Raw genomic sequence first — 25,889 nt, forward strand, 5'->3', positions numbered from 1 at the left:
CGAATCTGAGGTATTTCTCGGAGCGGTAGCCGATCATCGCGTCGAGGGTGTTGGCGGCGCGGTAGACGAACAGACCCGGCACGCCCGCAATTGCACCCCAGAACATTGCACCGACGCTTGCATCCGAGGTGTTTTCGGCGACCGACTCCAGCGCTGCACGCGTGAGGCCCTCCTCGCCCAGCACCGATGGATCGCGTCCACACAGTGAAGGGAGAAGCTCGCGCGCTTTCGTCAGGTCGCGATCGACCTGTGACGCCTCCAATCGAGCGGCCATGTCGATGCCGGTGCGTGCAAGCGACGTCCCGCCGAGCACGGCCCAGGTAGCTATCGCTGTCGTACCCGTGACGGCCACCCAACCGGCCCGGCGCGACACTGCTTCGGCTGCGAGCCCAAGTCCTGCGGTGCCGGCCAAGAGCACAGCGACATGAAGTGTTCCGGCCGCGCGCGAGTCCCGGTAGGACATCTTCTGCAGCGCGATAGCCGCGGTTCCGAAGCCGGCAACCGGATGGAACCGCCCCGGATCGGCGAATGCCCGATCCGCGACGAAGCCGAGGAGAAGCCCGGCAGCTCGCGCATTGAATCGAGACTGGGACGAACGAACCGAAATCTGCACGAGCGTAGTTGTAGCAGCGACGCTCGTTCTCTGGCCAACCGTCACGTGTCTGCACGAGCCGATCTCTACCCGTCCCAGTCGATCGTCAGGTAGATCAAGCGGTGCATTCGGTTGATTTCCCAGACACGGGCAATCCCGGTCGCCAGTGCGTCGCTCTGGGAACGAACCCGGATCGTCTGCCCCGCGAACAACGCAACACTGAGACTGGGCATCTCGGCGATGTGTATGTGCGGACGGGTGGGATGCACGCGCGTCGGGTCGACGGCTACTTCAATTATGTCGTAGATCAATTGACCTCGTAATGATGTAGCTGTGGCACACAGAGAAACAGGACAGCATAGTGTCGCCTCGACGATTCTGAGTGGTCAGTTCTGCCGTGCAAAGGTCTGCCCTCCGGCTGTCGACCCACCGAGGGGTGGGCTGTCTTTACTGAGATGGTCCTCCGCCCCAGATGAAAGTGACCTATGTTCCGTCGGGGTATCCGGACATGTGGAGCGCCCCAACCGATTCGGCCGTACCACAGCGAAAGCCAGCGTGGAGGGCCCATCGGGGAGGCAAGAACACTTCCACGGGTCAATTCGGGCGCGTCACCGGGGACTCTCAGGTGTGTCAGATTCACCAAATGCCCTCACCGCAAGCAAGGCAGCCAAACGCCCGTCCGGGGTGCCAAGGTCAACGCTTACCAGTTCCTGCAGACGAGTAATACGGCCCGCCACGGTATTTCGGTGCACACCCAGTACCGCAGCGGTATCGACTAGAGAAGATTGCTGGTCTAAGTACACACGTAGTGTCCTCAACAGTTCGGGCACCGCGACCGCACCACCAAGAAGTTTCATCGCCGCCGATCGAATCGCGGACATTCGCAAAGCGAGCAACACCAGTTCACTGTCCGAGAGTTCATCAATCGACAGGAGAAGCCCTCCACCACTCACATGCCGGAGTGCAGCGACTTCGCCGGCCAAAGCAGCTTCTTCAATACTTACGAATCTTCCCTGCGTGCCCTTTCTTATCGTTCCAATACCTGCGCGGAGTCCAGTTGTGACAATGACCGACTCGAGTCGTTGACGCAATCTCATCGCAGCTTTCACTGAGCCGCGACTGACCGCGATCCAACCCGACCACCCTGCCCCTTGTTTAACGAGAATAGGCGAGAAACCCTCTACATCGAACGCGGCAAGAATCCGATTGAAGTCTTCTTCGACCTTTCCCAGACTGTGACTAATTCGGAGTCCGACAAACCATCGGTCGTCATCTTCCACAGCAGAAACCACGGGATCTATACCAGCAACAACGGCCTGATCATGTGTCAAATCACGCTCTCGCGCCAGTAAGACTGACGCAAGATGGAAGCGCGCCCAACTGACCAACATTGGTAGGGAAGCGTATCCAGCTGTCGACACACCGGGATCGATTGGCGCGGCTACGGCTAACCATCCCTCGTGCACAGTTCGCCCAGGCAGTGTAATCGCGTGCGAGAAGACTTCCAGTCGGGACTCAGAATCTACCGATCTCCCTGCGCGGGTAGGTAGTGCAAGATTGTCTGCATCCGGACCCGCCGCTGATATGACAGTGCCGGAAGAACGAGTCAGGACGATGGTAGCGTCCAAAAGTTGGGCAGCGGCAGAGATCGACGCACCAACGTCATCGAGTTCAAGGGCGGCCGGCAGCCGCAGTAGTATTCGCGACGACGCCAGTTCGCCTGCAGCGAGATACACGCGCGCTTCGACCACCAAATCCATGATTGATGTCTCGTCGGTAACGGCAAGAAGCGTGACATCAAATCGCGCTGCCAGCCGAATCGCCGGCACATCGAGGACATCCCGACTGGGCACCAAGACGCCGCTGACACCGTTGTCGGCAGCCCCTCTCACGAGAGCTGAGATCTGCCAAGTCGGTAGTTCAGCCGACGTCAAGCACACCAGAGAACCTGGCGATGACGCACTACGCGAATCTGAAGTGAGGTTGAATCTGCTGATCCGACTCGGGTGCGAACCTCGATGCAGCAATTGAACAGCTTCAGCCCACCGAGGGAGAGCGAGAAGCTCGTCGAGTAAGAGTGAGGGCCCCACAACGCTCACTTCCGACTGGATGATTCAAGACCGTAGCCAGCAGGGCTGAGTTCGTGCTGGAGTCGAGGGTCATCCGGGTATGGGAGAGCCGCCAACCTGATGACAACGACTTCAAAGTCCAGACGGAGATTGTCGGTAGCAAGTGGGATACCTGTGTGCCTTTCGAGTACCACTATGACATCTGGGACTGAGGCAGCCAAAAGGCCGTCCACTGTAACCAGCAGATACTCAGTCTGCATATCCAGACGGCAGAGCTGGCCGCGGTCCGTTTCAACGAGACACCACCCCTTTGTGTCTCTCACCCTATGGAGCCCGACTACCCGCCCGACAGCCAAAACTTGAGAGTCGAGCTCCGGCTGGTAGTGGTCCCAGTCAGAGTTCTGGGTAGCTTGAGCGCGGCCCAAATTAATGGCTCGCGTCATGCTTCCCCACACCACCAGATCCGGGGTGCGATCCCGCTGAATGGGACGGAATCCGATGGCCGCCCATCCAGTCGAGACACCAACGAACGAGCGCACAAGTCGTTCGAGGGTCGAGGAATCGAGTGAGCTGTCGCTATCGGCCGTATCGAACACCGCGACTCGCCCCACCGCGTCAACGAGAACCACAGGAACCACTGGCTCTTCCCATGATCCATTGCTGAGCTGGTCCAGTCGGGGCACTGCCCCACCTGCCAGATCTGCGTCGAGCAACGGTAAACCCAAATCAGCCGCCGCAGCGAGCCCGGTGAGCGCATTGATCCCACCAGCCTGCATCGCCACAACTGCACCGAGCGCAACGCGGGTCAATTCTTCGATCTTCCGCGCTACCAGCAAGCACTCTTGCCCACTAGGGAGGAACTCCGCCCCGACGGTCGACGAGGCACCAATGATGCCGATTGGAAGAACATGAGCCTCAACACCAACTCGCGCAAGGGCGGCCCGACCCATCAAAGGCACACCTTCCCCGATGGCTCGATCGGCTAGCATTCGGCCCACGGTAGTCTCTCCTCCCCCACCCGCACCGAGAATCCAGGCTCCTCTCTCGAGGGCATCGAGCTCGCATGACGTGACGAGGTCTACGACCGCCGCACCGGCATCACTCACGTGATGCTGCGGTAGGCAGTTCCTCTTCATTGAGTTCCTCGACCGGTGTGAAATCGAGCTCAAGGCCAAACGCTGCCGGTCCAAAGACTTCAAGCGCCTCAGCCGTGCGCATCGATGGGGGGGTACCGATACCAACAACGGTAACCCGTTGGCCGTATCGAAGCGACTCTGTCGTAATCGGCTCAGCTGTATCTGCTTCGAGGACGCAGATGAGGTCAGGCACGACAGCGACGAGACGACCGTTCACTACTGCAGTGATGTTCTCATTCCGGAAATGTACGACGAGTTCGTCATTGCCATCCGCACTCGTGATCCGAGCGCTGCCGTGCACGAATCCCCCGTCCGTATTTCGCTGTACATCGACAACCTTGCCGCGTTGCAGAACTCTGAGACATCCGTGGATAGTGGTGGTCAAGACTTTCGCTAGGGCAACAATCGGATCGGAATTGCTGTCGCGGGCCTGGCGGATGGTGAGGCCGATGCGAATGCAGGTCGCAAGTGTGCCGGGGAGAGCGGTCCGCTTCACATCGGCGCCAGTCATCGCATAGTTGGCGATGTGGGCGACCCCACCTAGCTGAACCGTGATCGCCCGTGCGAACCGTTCCATACGGACGTTGTCTTCACCCGTATTGATGATCACGGTCTCACCGTTTTCTCCCGCCAAGGCCAAGGGCGATCCGGACACTCCGTAAATTGAAAAGGTCTCCATCTGCAGTTCGGGAAATGCACGTCCCATTCCATCGCCGTCTACCACTGGAACTCCTAGGCGTGCAGCTACCTGCAACGGAATCATCGAATTGAGTCCACCGCACTCGATAGGCATCGTCGCACGAGCTTTGCTGTCAAGATGCGTTTCGAGCTTGAGAAAGGCGGCGACCGCTTCTGTGCCGGCGGGTAGTTTCTCAGCGCCCACTGTTGGTGCACCCATTTGTGCGGTGGGTATAACAAGATCCAGATCGTCGAGGTCGTCAACGTCAAGCACGGTCACGGCACCGTATTCTCTGATGGCGACCCGCACCAGTAGGGCGCCGACATGCGGGTCACCGCCGCCCCCAGTGCCCAGGAGCGCAGCGCCGCGAACAAGATCATCGATATGGGAGTCGTCTAACTTCCAGGACATGTTCGTTCCCTTCCGCGAGCGACAGGTAGGTCATGACTATTCGATGAACGACTAAGCCACCGGTTCACACGGCCGCTGCAAGTCGCCGACAGCTTTTACGTGCACGCGAGTCGCGTTACCCGGCAGATAGGGCACGGGCACCTCTTCGAGTTCCACGATCTTGACCGAATTAGGTGAGGCACCTGCCGCAACTGTCCGATCCACAGCTTCTTGACGAGCCTCGTCAAGGACTTTGTCGCGGGTCTCGTCGCTTGTCAGAAAGATCCGATCGATTTCTCCCGATACTTGTGCAATTGCTGCTCCTACGGCGTTCGCGACCGCATAGTTCTGAGGTCGAACGACACGGCCGATGCCGTCCAGGTGCTCAGGCAAAATGATTGAGCCGCCGCCAACGGCGACAACAGCGAGAGGCTCGCCGCTCGTACGTACAGAATCCACCAATACTGCTGTGCGTCGGGCTATTTCAGCCATGCAATCAGAAACCATTTCCGGATCGAGATGCGCTACTGCAGTTACATCTCCAACCGAAGCACTGCCAGCAGCGACAGCAATATCGGTAGCCGTGAGCGTCGTGCCGCCGAAGACCAGTGCGTCTTCGGTCAAACGGTATCTGACGGAATCCGGACCGACGATGCAGCGGCCTTCTTCAACGCGGATACGACTGCCACCGCCGATGCCAATCGACACTATGTCTGGCATACGAAAGTTAGTCCGGATTCCGACAACATCTACGGCCGTCAGCGACTCTCGAGGGAACCCCGATCGCAAAATTCCGACGTCGCTGGTTGTTCCGCCGACGTCTACGACGGCGCCGGTCTCAACGCCGGAAAGTAACGCCGCGCCGCGCATTGAGTTGGTCGGACCCGAGGCGAATGTTGCTACCGGGTACTGACGAACCTCTTCGACCTCCATCAATGTCCCGTCATTTCGCGAAAGATAGAGAGGGCACGTGAGGCCGAGATCGGCAAGAATCGTACGCAGTCCATCCACAATTACCACTGCTATCTCGCGAAGCGATGCGTTGATGATCGTCGCGTTCTCCCTCTCGAGAAGGCCGATTCGTCCGATTCGATGCGACAGAGAAACCGGGGTCCCACCCCCCAGAACATCTGCAACTGCTACTGCAGCGGATTCTTCGAATTCAGCATTCACAGGTGAGAAGACTGATGTGATGGCAACACTTCGTATACCGTTGCGCGCCATGTCCTCCGCGGCCGATCGCACTGCGTCAAGATCAAGCGGCGCTATGTGGTTGCCGTTGAACTCGTGCCCACCACGAACCAGATACGAACGGGCAGAGACCGCGTCGACAAGGCGTGCAGGCCAGCCAACGAACGGCGGTAGCGCCACTGTGGCCGGAAGACCGATCCTCAAAGCTGCAGTGGGCGCCAGTCTTTGGGCTTCGACGAGCGCATTGATGAAATGGGTGGTTCCAATCATCACTCCATCGATATCCGAGTCGACGAAGGGGCACCCTTTCCGCAAGCTTTGCAGGGCGTCGCGAATTCCACTGGTGACATCCATGCTGGTGCGCTTTTTCAGAGACGCCAGAACTCTGACGCCTTCGACAAGGACCGCGTCGGTGTTCGTTCCACCGACATCGATTCCGATACGCATTTAGACTCTCCTTCGATCATGGAGCAGATCAGGAAGTTGAGTGAACCGACGAAATCTCGCCACGTTCGCGAGTGCTACCCCTACCCACCTCATGTAGGAGACCAAACTTGGCTGCTGCAACGTACAAGATAAATGCAAGAACTAGTGAGTTGATAGTCGGCAGCCCAATCGGGAACATCACCGAAACAGCAGACGCGACCGCCCACACAATAAGAGTAGCTGGTACCCATATCGGCTCGGTGGACGGAAGAAGACCCGTGGAGACAGATTCATCCAGTTCTTTTCTCCAACGTTTCACCAAAAAATACTCCGCGACCATGATCGCTGCAACTGGAGGAAGAAGCACGCTGAGGAATGTCAGGAACTCTTGAAAATGATTCAAGATCCCGGCAGCTCCAAGAACACTTCCAGCGAAACCCACGTATATCGTCACCCAGCGACGATCAAAAGTTCGACCGAAAACAGTATTGATCAAGTTAACGAATCCGAATACGGCAGAATATAGGTTCAAGTCGTTGATCTTTACGGTACCGAGGACGATGACAATAACGCCTACCCAACCCACTGTCGACAGTATGATCGTGGTCACGTTGTCGGACGACACGGCGTGCGCAAGCAGAACGCCGAGAAGCCCGATGCCATACTCCCCAAGCGATATTCCGAATATGGTTTGCTTTACTATATCCCTTGTCGAACGACTGTACCTCGTGAGGTCAGAATTGATTACCGCCCCAACCATGAATCCACCAGCTACCAACCCAGTTCCTGTGATCAGGCTCAACCGCGGTCCTGGCGGCTCAGAAGTGATCAGGTCGCCGATGGAATGCTCATGCAACTCAAGCGAGATCGAGAAGATCACAAGAATCAAGAAAATCGGAACTGCGATAAAAGAAACTCTCGCTATAAGATTAAATCCGAATAGTACTACTACAGTGATAGCGAGCCCAAATATTATTACCCATGCGGGCTGAGGAAACACTCCGACGGTTGATGTGAGACCTTCCGCAGAAACCGCCGATTGTATTCCAAACCACCCCACACTGCTGATGGTGATGGTGGCGCCGACCACCGCTGCGCCCCCTCTCCCAAATCCCGTCCAGCGAGTCAGAATGGATGTCGTCAAGCCCTGGCGTTGTCCTACTATCCCGACTGCAATTGATACTACTTGCAGGATAACCGACCCCATCGTAATCGCAAGGAAAGCGTTCAGGAATGTCATTCCGTACCCGAGAATGGAACCAAGAAGGAACTGACTAAGTGCGGCGACTTGCCCGAACTTCGTCACTGCGATAATGAACCAGTGCCTGCGATAACCTCGCGGAACGATTGAAGATGAAAAATCTTCCTCGCCGATAATTCTCATACCCATGTGAGCACCTCTCACCATTGTGCTGCTACGTTGCAAAGGTTCTGGTGAGACAGACCACAGCTGATGCTGCGTGGATTGACGCTACGGCGGACTACACTTTGAATAGCAACGGTTGCGGCACCAACCGAAACCACGACGGGCATTTTGCCGTAGCGGACAGGGACCCGCTTGTGAAGTTCTGCTGCCACCACAGGCGTACCCATGCAACCAAGGACTAACACCTCGGCGCCCCCATCGAGAAACACTGTCTGCGCTGCCGACACGACCCTGCCGGGAAACATCGTGTGATAGGAGACCTCAAGCTTGGGAATACCCATAACGCACGTATCGATAACGCGCCACAGCAGAGACTGTGACTTCGGTTTGCGGCGCACGGATGGGACCGCTTCGCCGAGCTTCGTCAGGAGGTCCACGCTACCGGCGATGCCGCGCGCGGAGTAGAAGTCCGGTCCGAGTCGGCCGAAAACCGGAGCGTCGATGCGCCCGCGGCAAGCGTGAACCCCCGGTCCGACAAAACATGAAACGAACACGCTATCCACGCCGTCGTCCGAGATCTGACGACTCGCTACTGACCCTCCTGAGGTTACCGAATCATCGTCGTACTCAGACTCAAGCGACTCGGATCCCATGCGCTTAGCACCAGACAGAACCTGGTTCCTGGCAACGCTCACGATCGCCTCCTTGAGGCTCGGCACTGCGATGTTCGGAGCAGCGACGTGAAGGCACACACGAAATGCATGAGAAAAGCTCCTCGGCCGCGAGCGAATACTCCGAGTTGTGACTCAACGTTACAACCCGCACGCACAGTGGACGATAGGCGTTTCGCCTACCCCTGCTCGCAGAGTGTGCGATACGCACTACCCGAAAAGCGTTGGTTCACCATCGGCCAACAGCTGTAGTTTTCCGCCACGTCCGCGCGCGACGCCGGCCACGAGAGTGATCGAGGTGTGAGCGATGCTCACCGAGCCAGTCACGAGCACTCTGCGCATCCGAGCTGCTGACTCAGCCGCAGCACAGCTGATACTCAGATCGATTGCATCGTCACAGTTTTCGAATGGGACCGTAAAAGCCCAAATCTCTCCGATAGCGCAGACTTTGACGGCGTCGACGACCCGTAAGCACAACCGAACGAATGCCACCGCCCTGACGAAGAATGGCATGCGCCTAGCCCGAAGACGCCCTGCCTGCGGCCCTACGGGTAGGGCGGAAACTCGGCCAAGAGGCCCTCGCAGCGGTAAGCCGGACAGAATTGCACGATGGTGACACCATCGCGGCCGGCGAAACTATCGAGCGAACGTCCTCTCGACTTAAGTCTTTCCGATACCAAGGTCGAACAATCGAGAACCAACTTCAAGCAATGGAAACGGATCCCCGCGCACGTTCCGACCAGACGATCGAACGGCGAGTTCACGGCAGGTGTCCGCCAACCCGAGGAAGCTTCACGCTTCGCAGTTCCGGCACAAATAGCGCCGCAGCGCGATCCGACTGGACGACGTCCGCGCCAACCCGAAGTCGATCCGATGCTGTGCATTTTGCACAGCACCGGCAGACCACTGTGCGGTGCGGCTATCGCGCACACCAAGCGGCGTCAGTAGTCTGAACGCACATCGAGACACACGCACTCATCGTCGGGAGTCAAAATGCATCGACTGAACGAACTGCTCGGCCTGAGGTCAACGCAGTGACAACATCCCTTGAAGCACGCGCCGCCCCAATTCTCTCCGCGCACAATCGCCACCCAAAAATTCGTGCGATTGGGCTGAGAATAGCAAGACTATTACACCCTGATGATTACGTCACAGGTTCCGGCCCAAGGCCGAACTCATGATGACATGAACTGAGAAACCACCACAGTTCTAACGGTCTGCCCTATCCCCCACGACGACAGCGTTCATCACCGGTGAGCGTCGGCATCGCGAAGCCAAAAAGGGATCACAGGCAAAAAATCTGCCGTCGACAAACGAGAATTTCAACACCTGCACCTCCGTTTACCCGATGTTCGCTCGTTGGTGCGATAGACCGCATATCAGCGGCAGTCTGAGGCAATGACATGACAACGGTAGACCAAGTCTCCGAAAAACCCGAGCGGATACGCTCAATCAACCTGCAAGAGTTCGGCATTACGCGCGAAGTACCCTCCGCCACCGGTATCGAGCAACGCGGAATCCTACCGGATACGACCTGCTGCGTTAACGCGCAACAACTACATCGCCGGAATCATCACGATAAACAGCATCCACCAGCCCACGATACTGACGATCAGAACCACCGATTCGGATACCTCACAAGCTCACGATGTGCAGTCTCACCCAAGCGCATCCATATTTCCTCGGCATATACTGATGGCACAATACCGCTCACCGAGAGCACCAGCACGGGATTTCCGCCAGAGTTAACAAATTTCATCGGTCGCCGACGAGAGGTTGAAGAGACGCGTCGGCGCATGGGCTCCTCGCGACTGGTGACGGTGGCAGGACCTGGAGGGATCGGAAAGACGCGCCTTGCCTTGCGCGTAGCCGAGAAGGTACGTCGCACCTTTCATGATGGAATCTGCCTGATCGAGCTGGACAGTGCATCCGGCAATAATCTAGGAAAGTTAAACTGCAGCAAAATAACCGACTCTCGTTCTATTGCATTGCTGGCCGATTCAGTCGGTGACCGAGAGGTTCTTCTCATCCTCGACAACTGCGAGCAGTGCATTGAAGAAATCTCACAGGCCGCAATCCACTTGCTCAGGGAGTGTCCGCGCCTTCGAATCCTTGCCACCAGTCGAGAACCCTTGGGCCTCTCCGGTGAAGCGGTCGTTCGCATCGGGCCAATGCTTTCGTACTCAGATCAATCCTCGAGTCCGTCCTGCGCTCACAGCGACGATGCGGTCGCACTGTTTATCGATCGTGCGACCGCCATCGAATCCGAATTCTCGGTATCCGAATCCGGCAAGAGGACAGTCGCGCAAATCTGCCAGCGACTCGACGGGATTCCGCTCCTGATCGAGCTAGCGGCAACTCGGCTTCGGGCAATGTCAATCGAGCAGGTTCTCGCCAGGTTAGACGATCGGTTTGTGCTTCTGACCTTGGGTGCACGAGGGGCACCGGCGCGTCAACAGACGTTGAAACGCTGCATAGAGTGGAGCTACAACCTGTGTAGTGACTTGGAGAAGGATTTATGGGCCCGGCTTGCTGTATTCACGGACTCGTTCACCCTCGAATCCGCTGAAGCAGTCTGCTCCGAGAGCATCCCAGAGCCCCAGTTCGCGGACGTTCTGACCGCTCTGGTGGACAAGTCCATCGTAATGCGAGAGACATCTGATGAGGGAGTCCGCTACCGACTACTCGGAACCATCCGCGAATACGGTCGAACTCGTGCTCAGAAGCTCGGAGTCCTGACACAACTTCAGCATCGGCATTTCGACTGGCTGTGCGCCCTAGCCGCGCGCGCTGAATCAGAGTGGGTTGGCACACAGCAGAGATTGTGGGCCGCACGGCTAGCCGCCGAAGAGTCGAACCTACTGTTTGCACTGAGGTTCGCGTTCGCTACCCCAGATCGTCATCTGGAAGGCATTCGCCTGGCCAATTCCCTGTCTCCGTTCTGGATTTCCCGCGGCATGTTTGAGGAGGGATTGCACTGGCTTCTCTCAGCCGTAGCAACGAAGGACCCAGAAGCATTGCAGGAGAGGGCAAGAGCACTATGCAACGCCACTATGTTTCTCGCGGCGATGGGAGCGCCGCCCGCTGCGCCAGCACTTCGGGAACTGCAAGAACTATCAAACGCCCCAGTCTGCTCTACCACTCACGGATTTCTGAACCTCTCGAAGTGCTTTGTCGCCTACCAATCGGGCGATCTGCCGCAAATGAGGGCTGCATACTCGGCAGCATCCGATGCGTCGCTCAACGGATGTAGTCAGATACCGCGGGCCATCGCGGGCCATCTGCTCGGCCTACTCGCCGGCAGCGTCGGTGATCTCGATACGGCGAAAGCCCTTGCCGAATCTACTCGGACGATCGCTGAAGAAGTCGGCGATACTCACCTTCTCAGCTGCTCTTTGTGGGCGGACGCACTGCTTGCGATGAAGAACAACGAACTCGACAATGCCACAGCGTTGTTCCGGCGCAGTCTCCAACTCAGCAAGCGCCGCGAAGATCCGCACGGCTACGCGTGGTCCATGGAGGGGCTTGGATGGGTCGCCACCCAAGAGCATCGATATCCTGCCGCTGCCTCCCACCTCGGCGCAGCCAATACTATATGGAGTCGTGTAAAGACCTGCCCTGCAACCATATCTGCGATCTCGCAATATCACAGTAGTTGCGAAAACGAGGTGCGCCGGTCCATGAGCTCGCGCGCCTTTGAGGCAGCATTCAAAGCTGGAAACGACCTTAGTTTGCGAGCAGCCTTGGCCGCAGCACTCGGTGAGTCGTTACCCAGCAAGGTGACGTCTGAGCCCAACAGCCTCACCAAGAGGGAACGCGAAGTCGCTGCGCTGGTTGCAGAAGGACTCACCAACAGGGCGATTGCTGGCAAGTTGGTGATATCTCAACGCACAGCACAGGGGCACGTAGAGCGAATTCTGGTCAAACTAGGATTCACCTCGCGCACTCAGATCGCAACATGGACCCTGGAACAATTGCGGCACACGGCGTAGTGATACATCGAGGACAGGACTTCACCCCTCTCTGCTTCTCTTTCACATCAGGACAGCTGAAGGTGCTAACAGATCCGTCACCGGTTTCTCGCGTGCATGAACCCACTTTGACCACCGATGATCATAGTGTGCCGATTTCCAATGCCGTCATTACCACAATGATTTGCGACAGCTCGATCCCTCCGCAGGGCAGCAGAGCCTCAATGTAAAGCCTTCGTCGGAGGTTTGAAGTACTCTTCGCCTTCGAAATTCCGGCTGCCAATCTCGGTTTGACCTCAGTGAAACTCGGCGATCTCCCATATCTACATGCGGGGTGATCAAGATTTATGAACTCTTGGTTGCGCTGGCAAACCTGAAACCTCGCATATTGCGCACTCTCGATCACCGCGCTACTCGCCATAGACACCCACCGGCTATCTCAACATGTGACTGAGAAGATCCATGCGCTGCACTTGAACACTCCGCAAAGAACAAAAACTGATACATTCCCGATCGTGGTCACCTATGGGCAACATCGCAGACTGTCGTCGGACGCCGCCGTTGGTCGTAAACCATGCCCGTTTCACGCCCGCTGATCCTGCGCGAGGGCGATCACGGGCGTGTACAGGAAATCGCAAATTCGGGCGCGTCGTCGCGAGATTTGGTGGTACGCGCACAGATAGTCCTACTGGCCGCGGCCGGTCACTCAAATACTTCGATTGCCAAGAAGTTGGGCATCTCGCGCCCCACCGTGATCTCCTGGCGCTCCCGCTACTCCGAGTACGGAACGGCTGTTCTGATCGATCATCCAAAACCAGGCAGGCCTCGCGTCGTCGAGTCGCACGCGATTATCACACGCCTTCTAACTCGGCCACCTTCGAAATTCCAGATCACTCATTGGAATTCCCGTCTACTGGCACAACACCTGGAGATCAGCAAAACGACAGTGCAAGCGGTGTGGAAGGAGTACGGCATCAAACCGTGTGGCCCTGACAAATTCACATTTGCGACCGTCCCCGCACTGTCCGCATCGGTTGTGGCAGTCGCGGGCCTACACATCGGACCACAGTGCAACGCGATCATCGTGGCCGTCGCGAACAAACCCAGCCGACCCGAACAAATACAACCAATCCGATCCGCGGTGTGTGCCGAACAGTTTCATCGCTACCTCCAGAGTCGAACGGCCGTGCTTCCCGCCGGTAAACCACTCACCACGGGCCAACCTTTCGGACAACGACCCCACCCCTGCAACTTCGAAACCCTCACTTTGTTCTGTCTACAGTTGGCGCAAACACACCCCGATCAGCGCCTGCACGTAATCTTCGACGTCGGCACCGGGCAGCTGGAAGCGGTCCGATCCGCACTCTCCACCCTCCCGAATATCCGAACCCACTACACATCAACCCCGACGATATGGTTTCACCTCGTCGACATATGGCTCTCGATCGTCGAACGCCAGCGAAGGCAACAACGTCAAGCATTTCCTAAGGCGGATACACACGAACAGTCACAAGCTTCACGCCGCTCGCGGACACAAACATCGCACACCTGCAGATCCGATTTGCCTGGCTAAGAACAGCTTCAGAGAGTCAGGGTGGTTGGCTCACGCGACTCGCTCATTCGAGGGAAATTCAGACCGCACAACGTAATTCACCGTTGGCGCGGTCGATCAGTTATGCGGCAGAGGGGTTGTCCACTCCTGGCGCGATCAGGCTCCAGCGTAGAGTCCAACGACCAAATCCTTATCTGTGGCGACTGATTCCCGTAGAAACCGATCGACGAGCCAGATTCGACGGTATACCAAGTCAAGATCAGGCCGTTGCCGCTGCGGGTTTTCCGGCAATTGGTTGTCCGGCCGAAACTGCCGAGATTCGTCGTCCGTGGCGTCTGTGGTGCCGATCTCGTTGACCTCGTACTCGAGTGAGGGGACGGACAGCGCTCACCCCTCCATGACCAATTCCAGGGCTCCACCAGCCAAGCCCGCGGGAAATGGTGGCGCGCTCTGTCCGTCCACACCACACGGACTTGTGCGCGCACCTGCCTGGTAGAGGCTCGGCTGAGTAGCTGATCGCTTCTCTCTATCTTGACTGCGCCAAAGCATGTTCGGTTTTCAGCGACGCTAAATTTCCGAAGACTACTGTGACACCCGACGGCCAAAAGACACCGTGGCTCAGAAAATACCGACTACCTTCCTCCCCGCAGGAGCCGCCAAGTTCCACCTTTGATCGCTACAAGCCCATCGGGCGTAATCTGATCCAAACCCCTCCTAATCTTTCGATTAGGTCTTGCATGCCTGTCGAACAGACGCGCATTGCGGCGGATATGCTCATTCTCGGCGGTCGCAAGACTGCGCACCGAGTGCGGTTGTCAGCGTCTGCAGAGAACCAACCGGTGCGGATGCACATTACGTTCGGCACGAGAGTGCTTCCGACACTGAATAAGCACTGAGGACAAAGCCACCCTATGAAACAACGCTTTCGCGTCGATCGCGTCTGCGCCCGGTCGACCGGTTGCCCCGGTCGCAAACCCACTCGCCGCTCACGAACCAATGTTTGGTTGATCGGAGACGAGCGGGAAGTGGTGATTGTCGATCCGGCGGGTGCTCCCGAATTGGTGGCCGATGCCGTTGGTACCCGGCAACTAACCGCGGTCATCTGCACTCACGGTCATCGCGCTCACATTGCGGCAGCGATGGTGCTCGGCGAGAGCCTAAACGCGCCGGTTCTACTTCACCCTGCTGACCATGCCGCCTGGCAGGCAGTGCACGGCGAGCGTCGCTACTGGCGTCTCTACCATGGCCAACGTATCGGCATAGCTGGCGAAGAGATACGTGTCCTACATACACCTACCACCACGCCCGGGTCTGTGACCCTACACATCGCTCGCCATGCCCTTGCATTTGCAGGCGATGCCCTTGCACACAGAAAACTTGGCGCGGAGCAACGCAATACCGTGGGGCCTCTCGACAAGTTCGCCGAACTGTCCCCCGACACCCAGATACATCCCGGGCACGGAAATAGATACCTGCTCGGCGAGTTGTTCACCGACAAGGCACGCCGATTGAACCGGCAGACTGCATGACACCGCAACGCCCAACGTCATGTGCATATGGATGTGCAAGAGGCACCATGCCTCTTAGACCGACCACCACATCCCAATCATCCGCAACGGCTGAACGACAACAGTCGAGTCCGGAAAGACGCCACCACGAAAAGTCCTCCGACGGCGCTTCCTCCTCGATCAGATCGAACCCGAACAACTACGACTACCAGGTAGCAGAGGCCGGAATCGTCTTGTACGCCGGAACCAATATTGTGTCGCCTGGTATCGAGTCACTGCACGACAGGGCAAGGTCCACCCGCCCCACTTTCGGATGGTCTGGAGATACAAAGAAAAAAGCGCTCCTCGCCAACGAAGACAGAGAATGTGTTGCGATGCAACCGTCCGCTCCGCCAAATCGCGGCAGGCGCGCCAAAGTTCGATTCTTCAAGGCCAAAAACTCCGCACATCTGAATGTTCTTGGTCTTGTCGTCGTCAGCCGGCGCCGTGGATACACTGCCACGCGCCAGGTCCTCGTCGACGTGCAGTCGCTCGGTAGCGGCATCGCTGCGATGCGCCGTCTTGAACGAGACGGCATCTACACCGGGGCTTGCCGACTGCCCTGGCAAAGTCCGGGCACTGCACCGGAAGGTCTGCGCATTGGAACTCAGGAGTTGGTTCGGCGGGGTGAATCGTTCGATATCATTCCCGAAATCGCTTCTGTGATAACGGCTTCGGTCACCGACATCGCATGCTCGACTCCACATGCATACCGGACCGCCGATCTGCGCGCACAGTTCGGACCCGATCGGTGGGTGCGATACCCGAGCTGGCCTTCCGCGACAGGCGCCGACCTGCCCCACCACGGAGGTAGCGAAGTATGAGCATCAGCGTGTTCGATCTGTTCTCCATCGGGATCGGGCCGTCGAGTTCGCACACCGTAGGTCCGATGCGCGCAGCCGCGATGTTCGTCGACGATGTCAAGAACATTGTGGATCCCACCACGATCACCCGACTGGAGGTGGACCTGTACGGATCACTGGCGGCGACCGGGCCCGGCCATGGCACGCTCGGTGCGGTCCTGCTCGGACTAGAAGGCAATGAACCGGAATCGATCGACCCTGGCTATGCCCGTGACCGTGTCGGCGTCATCGATTCCTCGGGCGTATTACGATTCGCAGCACTGACCAACCTCGCATTCGATACGGCAGCCATCGGGATGCATCCGTTGACGATCAAGGATCGCCACAGCAACACATTGCGGTTCGCCGTCCATACCGACGCGAACGCCCCGAAGTGGAGACCGACCGAACTCGATGCCGCGACAGCGGCATATGAATCGGTGTTCTACTCCGTCGGTGGAGGTTTCGTCGAACGACACGGTGACACCCCCGCCCTCGTCGACACCACCCGGGTTCCGATGCCGTTCGGAACAGGAGGAGAACTGCTCGATGTGTGCGCGCGGACTTCGCTTCCGATCAGCGCGGTGATGTTCGGCAATGAATGCGCTCTTCGCGACGCGGACGATGTGCGCACCCAGCTCCTCGATATCTGGTCGGTCATGGCTGCCTCTATCGATAGCGGTTTCCACAGCACGGAGAGCTACCTGCCCGGCGCTTTGAAGGTCAAACGGCGTGCACCGGAAGTCTATTCACGCTTGCGTACGCGAGACCGCGGCATCGACCACGTCGATTCGATGGACTGGCTCAACGTCGCAGCCATGGCAATCAACGAGGAAAACGCCGCCGGCGGGCGTATCGTCACTGCACCGACCAACGGCGCTGCAGGAATCGTTCCGGCAGTTCTCTACTGGGCACTACGATTCCTGCCTGAGCTGGCCACCCCAGAAGCTCGCGACGACGCTGTGGTGCGGTACCTACTCACCGCCGCTGCGATAGCGGTGCTCTACAAGGAACGCGCTTCGATTTCTGGAGCGGAGGTGGGATGCCAAGGCGAGGTGGGTTCTGCCTGCTCTATGGCCGCCGGTGCGCTCGCCGAGTTGATGGGCGCCACACCCGCTCAGGTGGAGAACGCTGCCGAGATCGGAATCGAACACAATCTCGGCCTGACCTGCGACCCCATAGGCGGACTGGTGCAGATTCCCTGTATCGAACGAAGCGCGATCGCCTCGGTCAAAGCGGTCAACGCCGCCAAGATCGCCTTGCACGGAGACGGAACTCACCGAGTCTCACTCGATCAGGCAATCGAAACCATGCGACAGACCGGCGTCGACATGCTCTCCAAATACAAGGAAACCTCACTAGGAGGTCTGGCAGTCAACGTCCCCGAATGCTAATCGCAGGCCCCGATCTACCAACCTCTCCGCGGTGCAGAAACGGATCCGAATACATGAGAACACGCTGTGACCAACCCTAGAAGCTCAGAACGCGATCGACGACATTCACCGCCGGAGGGGCACTCGACGCCCCAACTGGCCATCTCGGCGTATTTCATGCTCGGCACAGCCAAGCCAAATACGTTCGGGGACAATTGACTCAATTGCGAAGCATCTGCCGAGATCCGAACGTGGAAGATCGACACCGCACCTCAACTGCAGTCGAACCCACCACTATCGGCACGAACCCGACCTGCGTATGGTCACGCCGCATCCATGAACCCTCCACGCCGCGGCACACAAACTGGTCATCTGGTTGGTACTCGCACCGGACAGACGGCATACCGCCCATAACTCCCGCGATCGCGAAGTACGGCATTGACTGCGGCATCGTTCATCCATTCGCACCATGTGCTGCACAGGACCGATTACTGCTCGCTGCAACTCGGGTGATAGAAAGTCAACTCATCAGCGTACAAGAGCGCCAGGATTAACCAGCCGTGCTCAACGCTCTGTCTACGGTGACAGTGAAGACCCGGATTCGCTAACAATCATGTCGAGAACGAACACAAGCGCCTTTGGCGACACAGACGACCTCAAAATCGAGTGGGGAAAAAGACCCGCCGATCCCACCGGACGCGCCAAACGCTCTCAAGGTCAATGGCTCTCAATCGGAACCCGTCTTCCTTGCCCATAGATCTACGAAACAAACCGGAGGCGCGGTAAGAAGGTTCAATCGCCGCAAGCCCGAAGCTTCGACCCAATCACGCCAGGCTGAATTGCGTTCACTGTCCGATCCGACACCGATGCCGGAACCAGACACTGAGAACCTGCCATTTCAACATCTGGGGCCCCTTACGATCCGGCGCCTTCCAGAGTTGGCGTCAGTACAAAGTCTTTGAATCCAGCTGTGCCACACCACCAAAACTCTCATTGACCTTCCAGGATTGCTCATCAAGACTGGCGAATACTTGAGTCAATCGAACCACGTGCGATGGATCCAGTACGCGTGTTCGCGTCTTAACCGAAAAAGTTCGGACACTCAGTAGAGAATTTCCGGGTCGGGAACGAGAATGAAGATATGACTCCTGCTGAAGAAGAGCGTCAGATCAACCAGGTGAAAGCCCACCTCGCAGCGGCCTTTCCAAATGCCACATCCAACGTGGTCGATGCAGTCGTCACCGAGGCCTATCACCGATTCAACCCTGCACTCGTTCGCGACTTCATCCCGTTACTCGTCGAGCGTCGCGCCAGAGAATCGCTCACATCACAGATACTCACCTGACCCGGGTACACCCGACCTGAATTAACGCCCGCGTCCAGGTCCGCGCATTCCTCGCCGCACTGCGAGGCGGACGAAGTAAGGGCGGAAACCGAAAAGATCAATACCTCAGGCAATTTGCGCGCTGCGAGCCGGACACCGGATCGCAACTCGACACCGCATCGCGGCCAGAACGGTATGACGAGAGCGCGTTACGCAAGCTGCGACAATCGGCGCGGCAGATTCCCTGTACTGGACCACTCAGAGGTTGCAACTGGCCGCTGTATCGATGGCGCGTGTACGTAGTTCGTCCCGAATTCGCAGCGGCCTCAAAGCCACAACTGCTGACCCCGCAGCCCACAATGCTCGGACTGCGTGAGCGTCCTCAGCGAACTCCAACTCCGCTCGCCACCAACCTTCGACCCCGCCTTCGCGATGGTGAACCCGGAGCGACTTGCCCGCAACCGAATCCCACACGTTCTCTCGGACCAGACATGAGACAAGGACTTTCGGAAAGGACTTCCGAAAGGCATTCCAATGCAGCAAGAAATTCGCCTCTAGGTCTACATCAACGGCACGAATCGCGGGTTCGGCAAGCACAGTGAGTTCCTCGATACGTGACACGCGGTATGTCCGCTCGACACCATCCTGCTCAGCCAACAGATACCAGTAAGAGCCGGCACATACCAGGCCTATCGGGTCCAGAGTGCGCTCCGCTGCGGAGGCGGCGCGACTGGTGTACAACATCTTCACTCGCAGTCCGTCAATGACCGCCCGCTGAAGCTCGACCAGATGAGGATCCGGCAGGCTCGGCCAGGCAAATCCGTCGGGACGCACCAGTATCCGCGCCGACGCACGGTTTGCTTCCGCGCGGTGTGAGTCCGGGAGCGCAGCAGCGACCTTTCGCATGGCGCTCGCAAAATGCGGCGAGTTGACCCGGTCTGCCCCCCGAAGACAGCAGTGCTTTCGCCTCCTCCAAGGTGAGACCTGTGAGGTCGGTGCGGTATCCGGGAATCAAGCTGATTCCCCACCTCGTCAACGATCGGTGTAGACGGGCACTCCGGACGTGGACAGGGCGTCGATATCGCGAAGCACAGTCCGTGTGGACACTTCCAATTCAACAGCAATATCCGATGCGGTCAGCCGTCCGCGTCGCTGCAGGAGCATAAGGATGGCGAGAAGTCGGTCGGCGCGCATGTTCTGAGATCTTGCCCGCCAAACATGACAGAAGATGACATGTTTGGCGGGTTTACTCGATTCCATGCCGCCGACCAGGCGGCTCCGACGAGAGGAATTTCGCCATCAACACCGTCAGCGCTCCCGAACTGATCGACCCCCGCCCAATCTATCTCGGCGCGACTACCTGGGTGACCACGCTGCTCCGCAGCGTCCGCAACGACCAGCACGCGCTGCCCACCCCATGCGATGAGTACAACGTCAAAACTCTCTCTTCACGCCTGATCGGTACTGTCGGCCGAATCATTGCCATAGCCGAATTGGGAAGCGCCGATTCTGTATCACCGATCGCATCCGAGCACGATGCGGATACCTTCGCGCGCCTCGCCGACCGCGCCCAAAAAGCGTGGGCAGATGACGCGCTGCTCGACAAGCCCGTCGTCGCACCGTGGGGTGAGTCCCCTGGCCGAGTCGCGCTCTGGGGATACACCAACGAAGCGCTCGTCCACGGCTGGGACCTCGCGGTCGCGACAGGTCAGCCGGCCGAAGCGGACCCGGCGTTGGTCGAACCGACCGCTACGATGCAGCGCCACATCCTGCCCCCTGCAATCCGTGTGCCGGGAGTGCCATTTTCAGTATTCATAGACCCGCGAGCTGAAGCTGGCCCCACCGAACGTCTGGCCAATTGGTCGGGGCGATCCAGCATCAGTTGGATCTAATGGGTCATGCCAATGCCATAGGGACAAGCCTTCTGCCGAGATCCAGATCCTGCGATCGGAGTGAGCAAATTGGGCTGCGATCGCATTCCGTGCCTCGGAAGTAGTTTGCCGACGTGACTCCAGGTGCGTACAAATAAAATCCCGCGAGTCGGCGCGCGTGTCGCAGAACTAACCGCGCATGAAGCGCGGACGGCGTCAACTTGGCCAACGAACCTGGATTGATTCATCGCACCGGACTACTCTTCGGCGGCAAATGGCCTGGGATACCGACAAACACCTCGCGGTGATGCCGATTCGATCGATGCTCTACGCGAACAAGGACGTCAGTATTGCCACGGAGGTGCCTTTTCGATCCGCGGTGATCCGTCAGAGCGCAGTTGGAAGGGTCGCGTACCCTGTACGGCGAGATTCAGTCGGAAGAAACTGGCACTCCGAAACAGGCACTGCGTACCCTTTGATGTGACCCACGCTTCGAGTCTCGCTCATGAAGTGGGGAGGCATCGAGCGGGGCACGTGTGCAGACTTCGCAGTCCTCAAGCGCAAGATGTCCACCTACGGTCTCGTTGATATTCGCAGTTCGGTACGTCTTGCGAATTATATCGATGGTCAGACGACGCATGAGACGCCCCAGCCGCGTAATCGGCCTGCGAAGGAGAAACGCCGGCCGCCGAGGCTGGCGTTCGATGAGCCTCCCCCGATATGTCACGAAAGCTGTACTGCCATGCAGAACTCTCCCGTGACTGAGTTTCGCACGCGGCCTTGCCCGAGCCCACAGCCGCACAGCAGAATCCCCCACTGACGAAAGCGAAGGTGATGCCGACGGAACTCACGCAAGCACAACGGATAGAAAATAGCGGATTGTAACCGACTCACTTCCCCGAAACGCGATCGCCAACAAATCTTTTGAGGACTTGGTCATCGAGATCCGAGACTTTCGACCTCTTCCGGACGAATGAAGTAAGTGGCAAGATCTTGCTGTGAAAACGAACTCACTGCCCAGAAGGGCACACCGGCAGCGGGCCAGGCGTTACAGCAGCTTTGCCACCCGCGTGAGCACCGTGCTCGTCGTAGCGCTCTGCATACTCGCCGCGCTAGCGATAATCGGGAGCCTGATCTTCGACAAGGGACATTGGACCTGACCCCTTCGAATGTGCCGCATCCTCCTCAACTACCAATTGCCCGATGAGGACTCGCCCCGCATTGCACATACCCCGCAAGTTTCTGGGGCACCATTGGGTTGCCTACAGGCACTGGCCTATGGCCGACTCGGCTCACTCTCACGAAACCAACGCGGCAGCTGCTGATGGACAACCGGATCCCCTCCCGACGACCACCAGAGAGTGCGGGATCATCTGTCCCCTTCGCCCAAAAGCACTCACCAAACTCCAGGCCTCTCGAAATCGAATCTTCTCAGCCCAGTAGCGTGCGAGTGAAAATCACTGCCGTTTCCGATGACGATTTACCCCAAATCTTCCGAAGTTCATTTTTCTCAAGACCGAGCCCCTAATCGCCTTTGCGGCAAGCACTTTCAGGCTTAGGAAGTCCGTGGCAACCACACCCGATCGTTCGAAACGAACGAAAGTGACGAAGAAGAAAGAGTCGTCTCTCCAAATCACCCAGGGCGTGCTGCGAGCGCCGAGGCCGGCTTCGACAGTAGCGCAATCTCATGCCAGGACAAACTTGGCCATAGCCACGGCATTGCGATAGGACACGACTACGTCGAACCGAAGGTGAGGTTTTCTGACGTGCAGAGACTTCCGGGAAACACATGTGCCCGCTCCGGCTATCGACCACCAACCGCGAGGATCGTCCGACCCTAAGATCAGTCTCTACGGGCGCTCCGCCCACCATCCAGAAGCCCCGAATCAATATGACAATCCGCGAAACTCGGGCACATCGGGGTCCCGAACTCGCTGATGCGATTCCGTGCTGGTGTCACGCCTCGCTTGCGACGTTGTCGTCTCGAATTTGAATCGGTTCAGTGTCTAAAGCGATCTTGAGAGGTGTGCGTGTCCGATTCTCTGCCAGAATCATGTCCATGCATAGCTCTGATTCTCAACGCACTGGTCCCATTGCGGTCGGGTCTCGGGTCAAGATGATCTCGACCCTCGGATCACGCTCCGGCGACACCGGGCCGCGGGTGGGTGTCGTAGTCGAAGACTACGCCGATAGCGTCATCGACAATTCCGATCTGGGGCGAGATTGGGCGCCAACGCTGAGGTGGGCAATCGCCCTCGACGACGGCCGTTTGGTCTTCGCCCCCGACGGTGGTCTCTAACCCACCTGAAGCTTTCCTCCTTCCCACGAGAATCACTGCTTAAGGACGTGGCGTTCAAAGGTCAGCAAAAGACGTCCCTGCTCACAAACCGCACAGTTCTGCGCCGAAAGCATCGATGAATCCCCCTTGGAACCACAGAACATGATCGGAGATCTCCACCTCCACGGGGAATCCATGCCGGAAATCGAGCTGATCATTCGGGAGAGGATGCCTCGACTTCATAGCTTTGGTGTGAATCCTGCGGTATTCGTTGAGCCCCGCGAACACGATAGACTGCTAAATCATCGCCGACCAGTGCGAAGAGAATCCCGCGGGATGGCAAACTGCAACGGGTACGCGAACAACAAGCGAGAAATCGACCGGCGGGAGATGGACGCCGACGCCAAGGCGGGTGTCGGCACCACCACCGCAAACAGTCGATTCTGGGTGCTCAGCGCCAGCTATTCAGGAAACGGTCGCGATCAAACTACAAGAGCAGCAACTGAGGCAGTCGATTTCGATGTGGCTTCGGCGCGAGCATCCCAGACGATCGAACTACGCTGGTTCATATGAGACGATCCACCACCATCGTCATACCGAGATCCGAAAAATGTTTGACAACAACACATTAACGAATCTCAATCCGATCTACGATTTCCAGACCAAGGCGAAGAAAGGCTTCCCCGATCGTGTGTGACTACGGAACCGCGTGGGGTCAGTCGACGGATGCGGTGTCGATGCTGACATCTGTAGCGCAACCCTGGGCATTGGTGTTCGGAAACAAGGCATCGAAGCAACCTGGACCTCGCTAAAACCGCCCAGCCAACGGCCATATGGATTCACAGACCCGGCACGGTTCGAACGAAGCCAGAACGATGGCCGAAAAACTTGCACCCCAATGGTTCTCACCTTGCAAGAAAAATCAGGCCATCTTCTCGAAGGCAGCGTTCCCAGCAGCGACAAACAATGCCCAACCTCTCCGTGGTACCGGGTGGCAGAGCCCTGCCTCGCTTCAAAACGAGTTCGGCGGCCACCGAGGCGGCACGTGAAGTGGGGGCGCGGTCGACGCGATTCCCGTCATACTCGAGGACAGACACTCCAGCGGTGTCCGTACCGCCGATCAAGTTGACCGTGTCTTGCACAATCTCGTCATGTCGACGACCTCTGGCGTTCCCGGAGCGATACGACACTTGCAACGCTCACGCCTGGGCAATGGCTACCGAAGAGCGTGACCTGCCTGACGAGCCTTGATCACCGCTTCGTGCCGTGTCCGTGCACCCAAGCGCACCATCGCTGCACGCAAATAGGTTTTCACGGTCTCGGCCCGCACCCCCAAACGCACGGCCACCTCCTTGTTCGAACAACCGAGTGCGACCAATGACAAGACCTGCAGCTGTCGGTGGGTCAATTCGACATGCGGCGTACTTGATCCGGCGGCGCTCCTGATAAAGATTTCGAGTTTATGCCGAGTTCGTGGATCAGCGGAGTCAGCAGCGATCGTTCGGAGCTGGGTCAGCCAACGAACCGAACTGTCGGCATCAGCCATGGATTGTTCACGGGCGCTCAGTGCACTAACTCGCCGATCTACCTCATCACGTACCCGCAACTCGGCAGCAATGGAATCCGCATGGCGAACAAGGTGTTCAACCACATTTGCCTCCACACACCCCTGGCCTCTGTAACCAGCGTAAAGCAGCCCGCGCACGTCGCCGTCGACCACGAAGGGGGCAGCCAAGAGATCGGTGATGCCCTCTCCAAGTATCTGATCGTCGAAATCGTGAGTGATCTCGGGCGCGGCACTGTAGCCACGAACAATCATCAGCTCCCGACTGCGCCAGCTCAGCCCACCCAAGCCCCGGTTGGGAGTCACACGAATCGTTTTCAGCGCCGCGGTCCGGTGCCCCACCGACACCGTCACGGGAACGCTCGGCCCGTCGCGTAATCCAGCGAACACAACAGGAACACCAGCGGTCCGCCGTAGCTGAACGCTTCGGGCACGCACGTACTCGTAGTCGCTGGGACGCAAGACGGGATTCGTGTAGGCATCGAGACTCATCGGCAATATCTACTTTCGGGGCTATTCAAGACGATAATGCCTCAACAAACATGTGTGCCACAACACAGACCTGATCAGATACACACAGCACCACACAGTTGGGCCTTCGCAGTGCACCCGACCAATGCGGTCGCGACCTTACTCAATATTGAAATCGCGAGAAAGTATCCCCATGAGCGACATACTGCCCGACTCTTACGTTCCATTGGCTGACTTCTCCGTGGCCGCCAACGCGGGACCGGAGTTGCAGGCTGCCGCAGATACCGACCGCCTCGCTTTCTGGGCGAATCAGGCTGAGCGCCTTCACTGGCACGAGAAATGGACCGACGTCCTCGACTGGACCGACGCCCCCGTCGCCAAGTGGTTCGTCGGCGGAAAACTCAACGTCGCCTACAACTGCGTCGACCGCCACGTCCTCGCCGGCAACGGCGACCGCATCGCCATCCACTTCGAAGGCGAACCAGGCGATTCCCGCGACCTGACCTACAACGACCTCCTCGCCGAAGTCAGCCGCGCCGCAAACACTTTCACCGACCTCGGCCTCGTCGCCGGTGA

20 protein-coding genes are annotated in these 25,889 nt (G+C 58.1%); 9 read left to right on the top strand and 11 right to left on the bottom strand.

Going from position 1 to position 25,889, the window contains the following annotated elements; all coding sequences use genetic code 11:
• From QRN54_RS33200 to QRN54_RS33230, 8 genes are all read right to left on the bottom strand, one after another.
• The coding region (locus QRN54_RS33200; RefSeq protein ID WP_285184022.1) for a cobalamin biosynthesis protein at positions 1–613 on the bottom strand (613 nt) is incomplete at its 3' end.
• Between the two features lie 65 nt (positions 614–678).
• Positions 679–825, bottom strand: a complete 147-nt coding sequence (locus tag QRN54_RS33205; protein ID WP_198165679.1) for a hypothetical protein — start codon at positions 823–825, stop codon at positions 679–681.
• A gap of 375 nt (positions 826–1,200) precedes the next feature.
• Positions 1,201–2,526: a helix-turn-helix domain-containing protein gene (locus QRN54_RS33210; protein WP_147343835.1), complete on the bottom strand. Its 1,326-nt coding sequence runs from the start codon at positions 2,524–2,526 to the stop codon at positions 1,201–1,203.
• Between the two features lie 161 nt (positions 2,527–2,687).
• Entirely contained in the window at positions 2,688–3,797 is a 1,110-nt protein-coding gene (locus QRN54_RS33710) for an S-methyl thiohydantoin desulfurase domain-containing protein (protein WP_083471086.1), read from the bottom strand.
• Positions 3,760–4,887: an S-methyl thiohydantoin desulfurase family protein gene (locus tag QRN54_RS33215; protein WP_054186523.1), complete on the bottom strand. Its 1,128-nt coding sequence runs from the start codon at positions 4,885–4,887 to the stop codon at positions 3,760–3,762. The genes QRN54_RS33710 and QRN54_RS33215 overlap by 38 nt, the downstream gene beginning before the upstream one ends.
• A 51-nt stretch (positions 4,888–4,938) precedes the next feature.
• Positions 4,939–6,504, bottom strand: coding sequence for a hydantoinase/oxoprolinase N-terminal domain-containing protein (locus tag QRN54_RS33220; RefSeq protein WP_054186524.1), 1,566 nt, complete (start codon positions 6,502–6,504; stop codon positions 4,939–4,941).
• Between the two features lie 28 nt (positions 6,505–6,532).
• Positions 6,533–7,873 (bottom strand): purine-cytosine permease family protein, encoded by a 1,341-nt coding sequence (locus tag QRN54_RS33225; RefSeq protein ID WP_083471088.1) that lies wholly within the window; start codon positions 7,871–7,873, stop codon positions 6,533–6,535.
• Between the two features lie 11 nt (positions 7,874–7,884).
• Positions 7,885–8,544, bottom strand: a complete 660-nt coding sequence (locus QRN54_RS33230; protein WP_147343836.1) for an aspartate/glutamate racemase family protein — start codon at positions 8,542–8,544, stop codon at positions 7,885–7,887.
• Positions 8,545–9,923: 1,379 nt separating this feature from the next.
• On the opposite strand from QRN54_RS33230, the gene QRN54_RS33235 reads away from it, so the two are divergent.
• The 5 genes from QRN54_RS33235 (at position 9,924) to QRN54_RS33250 (ending at position 19,150) form a co-directional block, all read left to right on the top strand.
• Entirely contained in the window at positions 9,924–12,512 is a 2,589-nt protein-coding gene (locus QRN54_RS33235) for a LuxR C-terminal-related transcriptional regulator (protein WP_083471087.1), read from the top strand.
• Positions 12,513–13,065: 553 nt separating this feature from the next.
• Complete coding sequence (locus QRN54_RS33715) at positions 13,066–14,064, top strand: helix-turn-helix domain-containing protein (RefSeq protein ID WP_350318894.1); 999 nt, start codon at positions 13,066–13,068, stop codon at positions 14,062–14,064.
• A gap of 890 nt (positions 14,065–14,954) precedes the next feature.
• Positions 14,955–15,572 (top strand): MBL fold metallo-hydrolase, encoded by a 618-nt coding sequence (locus QRN54_RS33240; protein WP_054186509.1) that lies wholly within the window; start codon positions 14,955–14,957, stop codon positions 15,570–15,572.
• 838 nt (positions 15,573–16,410) lie between these two features.
• A complete protein-coding gene (locus tag QRN54_RS33245) occupies positions 16,411–17,826 on the top strand; it encodes an L-serine ammonia-lyase (protein ID WP_054186511.1) in 1,416 nt (471 codons plus the stop codon).
• A 1,120-nt stretch (positions 17,827–18,946) separates the two neighbouring features.
• Positions 18,947–19,150 (top strand): three-helix bundle dimerization domain-containing protein, encoded by a 204-nt coding sequence (locus QRN54_RS33250; RefSeq protein ID WP_054186512.1) that lies wholly within the window; start codon positions 18,947–18,949, stop codon positions 19,148–19,150.
• Between the two features lie 237 nt (positions 19,151–19,387).
• Here the strand turns inward: QRN54_RS33250 and QRN54_RS33255 are convergent, their stop codons facing one another.
• Together QRN54_RS33255 and QRN54_RS33260 are read right to left on the bottom strand one after the other, a co-directional pair.
• Positions 19,388–20,035 carry a helix-turn-helix transcriptional regulator gene (locus QRN54_RS33255; protein ID WP_054186513.1) on the bottom strand — a complete coding sequence of 216 codons (648 nt, stop codon included), beginning with the start codon at positions 20,033–20,035 and terminating at the stop codon, positions 19,388–19,390.
• 126 nt (positions 20,036–20,161) lie between these two features.
• The gene (locus tag QRN54_RS33260) at positions 20,162–20,323 is read right to left on the bottom strand and encodes a helix-turn-helix transcriptional regulator (protein ID WP_232318945.1); all 162 of its coding nucleotides are present in this window, start codon (positions 20,321–20,323) and stop codon (positions 20,162–20,164) included.
• 104 nt (positions 20,324–20,427) lie between these two features.
• On the opposite strand from QRN54_RS33260, the gene QRN54_RS33265 reads away from it, so the two are divergent.
• From QRN54_RS33265 to QRN54_RS33275, 3 genes are all read left to right on the top strand, one after another.
• Entirely contained in the window at positions 20,428–21,021 is a 594-nt protein-coding gene (locus tag QRN54_RS33265) for a TIGR03086 family metal-binding protein (RefSeq protein WP_054186514.1), read from the top strand.
• A 2,032-nt stretch (positions 21,022–23,053) separates the two neighbouring features.
• The gene (locus QRN54_RS33270; protein ID WP_054186519.1) at positions 23,054–23,299 is read left to right on the top strand and encodes a hypothetical protein; all 246 of its coding nucleotides are present in this window, start codon (positions 23,054–23,056) and stop codon (positions 23,297–23,299) included.
• Between the two features lie 315 nt (positions 23,300–23,614).
• Complete coding sequence (locus QRN54_RS33275) at positions 23,615–23,851, top strand: hypothetical protein (protein WP_054186517.1); 237 nt, start codon at positions 23,615–23,617, stop codon at positions 23,849–23,851.
• Positions 23,852–24,494: 643 nt separating this feature from the next.
• On the opposite strand, the gene QRN54_RS33280 is transcribed toward QRN54_RS33275, so the two are convergent.
• Positions 24,495–25,334: a helix-turn-helix transcriptional regulator gene (locus QRN54_RS33280; RefSeq protein WP_054186518.1), complete on the bottom strand. Its 840-nt coding sequence runs from the start codon at positions 25,332–25,334 to the stop codon at positions 24,495–24,497.
• A 172-nt stretch (positions 25,335–25,506) separates the two neighbouring features.
• Here QRN54_RS33280 and QRN54_RS33285 point away from each other — a divergent pair.
• Positions 25,507–25,889 (top strand): acetyl-coenzyme A synthetase N-terminal domain-containing protein (locus QRN54_RS33285; RefSeq protein ID WP_285184023.1); only part of this gene is annotated, 383 nt, incomplete at its 3' end.

Source organism: Rhodococcus sp. MEB032 (genome assembly GCF_030208925.1).
GTDB lineage: Bacteria > Actinomycetota > Actinomycetes > Mycobacteriales > Mycobacteriaceae > Rhodococcus_F > Rhodococcus_F qingshengii.

Coding starts and splice junctions, on each gene's coding strand:
- QRN54_RS33205 (WP_198165679.1), bottom strand. CDS start 825: ATGCCCAGTCTCAGTGTTGCGTTGTTCGCGGGGCAGACGATCCGGGTT.
- QRN54_RS33710 (WP_083471086.1), bottom strand. CDS start 3,797: ATGAAGAGGAACTGCCTACCGCAGCATCACGTGAGTGATGCCGGTGCG.
- QRN54_RS33215 (WP_054186523.1), bottom strand. CDS start 4,887: ATGTCCTGGAAGTTAGACGACTCCCATATCGATGATCTTGTTCGCGGC.
- QRN54_RS33220 (WP_054186524.1), bottom strand. CDS start 6,504: ATGCGTATCGGAATCGATGTCGGTGGAACGAACACCGACGCGGTCCTT.
- QRN54_RS33225 (WP_083471088.1), bottom strand. CDS start 7,873: ATGGGTATGAGAATTATCGGCGAGGAAGATTTTTCATCTTCAATCGTT.
- QRN54_RS33235 (WP_083471087.1), top strand. CDS start 9,924: ATGACAACGGTAGACCAAGTCTCCGAAAAACCCGAGCGGATACGCTCA.
- QRN54_RS33715 (WP_350318894.1), top strand. CDS start 13,066: ATGCCCGTTTCACGCCCGCTGATCCTGCGCGAGGGCGATCACGGGCGT.
- QRN54_RS33240 (WP_054186509.1), top strand. CDS start 14,955: ATGAAACAACGCTTTCGCGTCGATCGCGTCTGCGCCCGGTCGACCGGT.
- QRN54_RS33245 (WP_054186511.1), top strand. CDS start 16,411: ATGAGCATCAGCGTGTTCGATCTGTTCTCCATCGGGATCGGGCCGTCG.
- QRN54_RS33250 (WP_054186512.1), top strand. CDS start 18,947: ATGACTCCTGCTGAAGAAGAGCGTCAGATCAACCAGGTGAAAGCCCAC.
- QRN54_RS33255 (WP_054186513.1), bottom strand. CDS start 20,035: ATGCGAAAGGTCGCTGCTGCGCTCCCGGACTCACACCGCGCGGAAGCA.
- QRN54_RS33260 (WP_232318945.1), bottom strand. CDS start 20,323: ATGCGCGCCGACCGACTTCTCGCCATCCTTATGCTCCTGCAGCGACGC.
- QRN54_RS33270 (WP_054186519.1), top strand. CDS start 23,054: ATGTCCATGCATAGCTCTGATTCTCAACGCACTGGTCCCATTGCGGTC.
- QRN54_RS33275 (WP_054186517.1), top strand. CDS start 23,615: ATGGCAAACTGCAACGGGTACGCGAACAACAAGCGAGAAATCGACCGG.
- QRN54_RS33280 (WP_054186518.1), bottom strand. CDS start 25,334: ATGAGTCTCGATGCCTACACGAATCCCGTCTTGCGTCCCAGCGACTAC.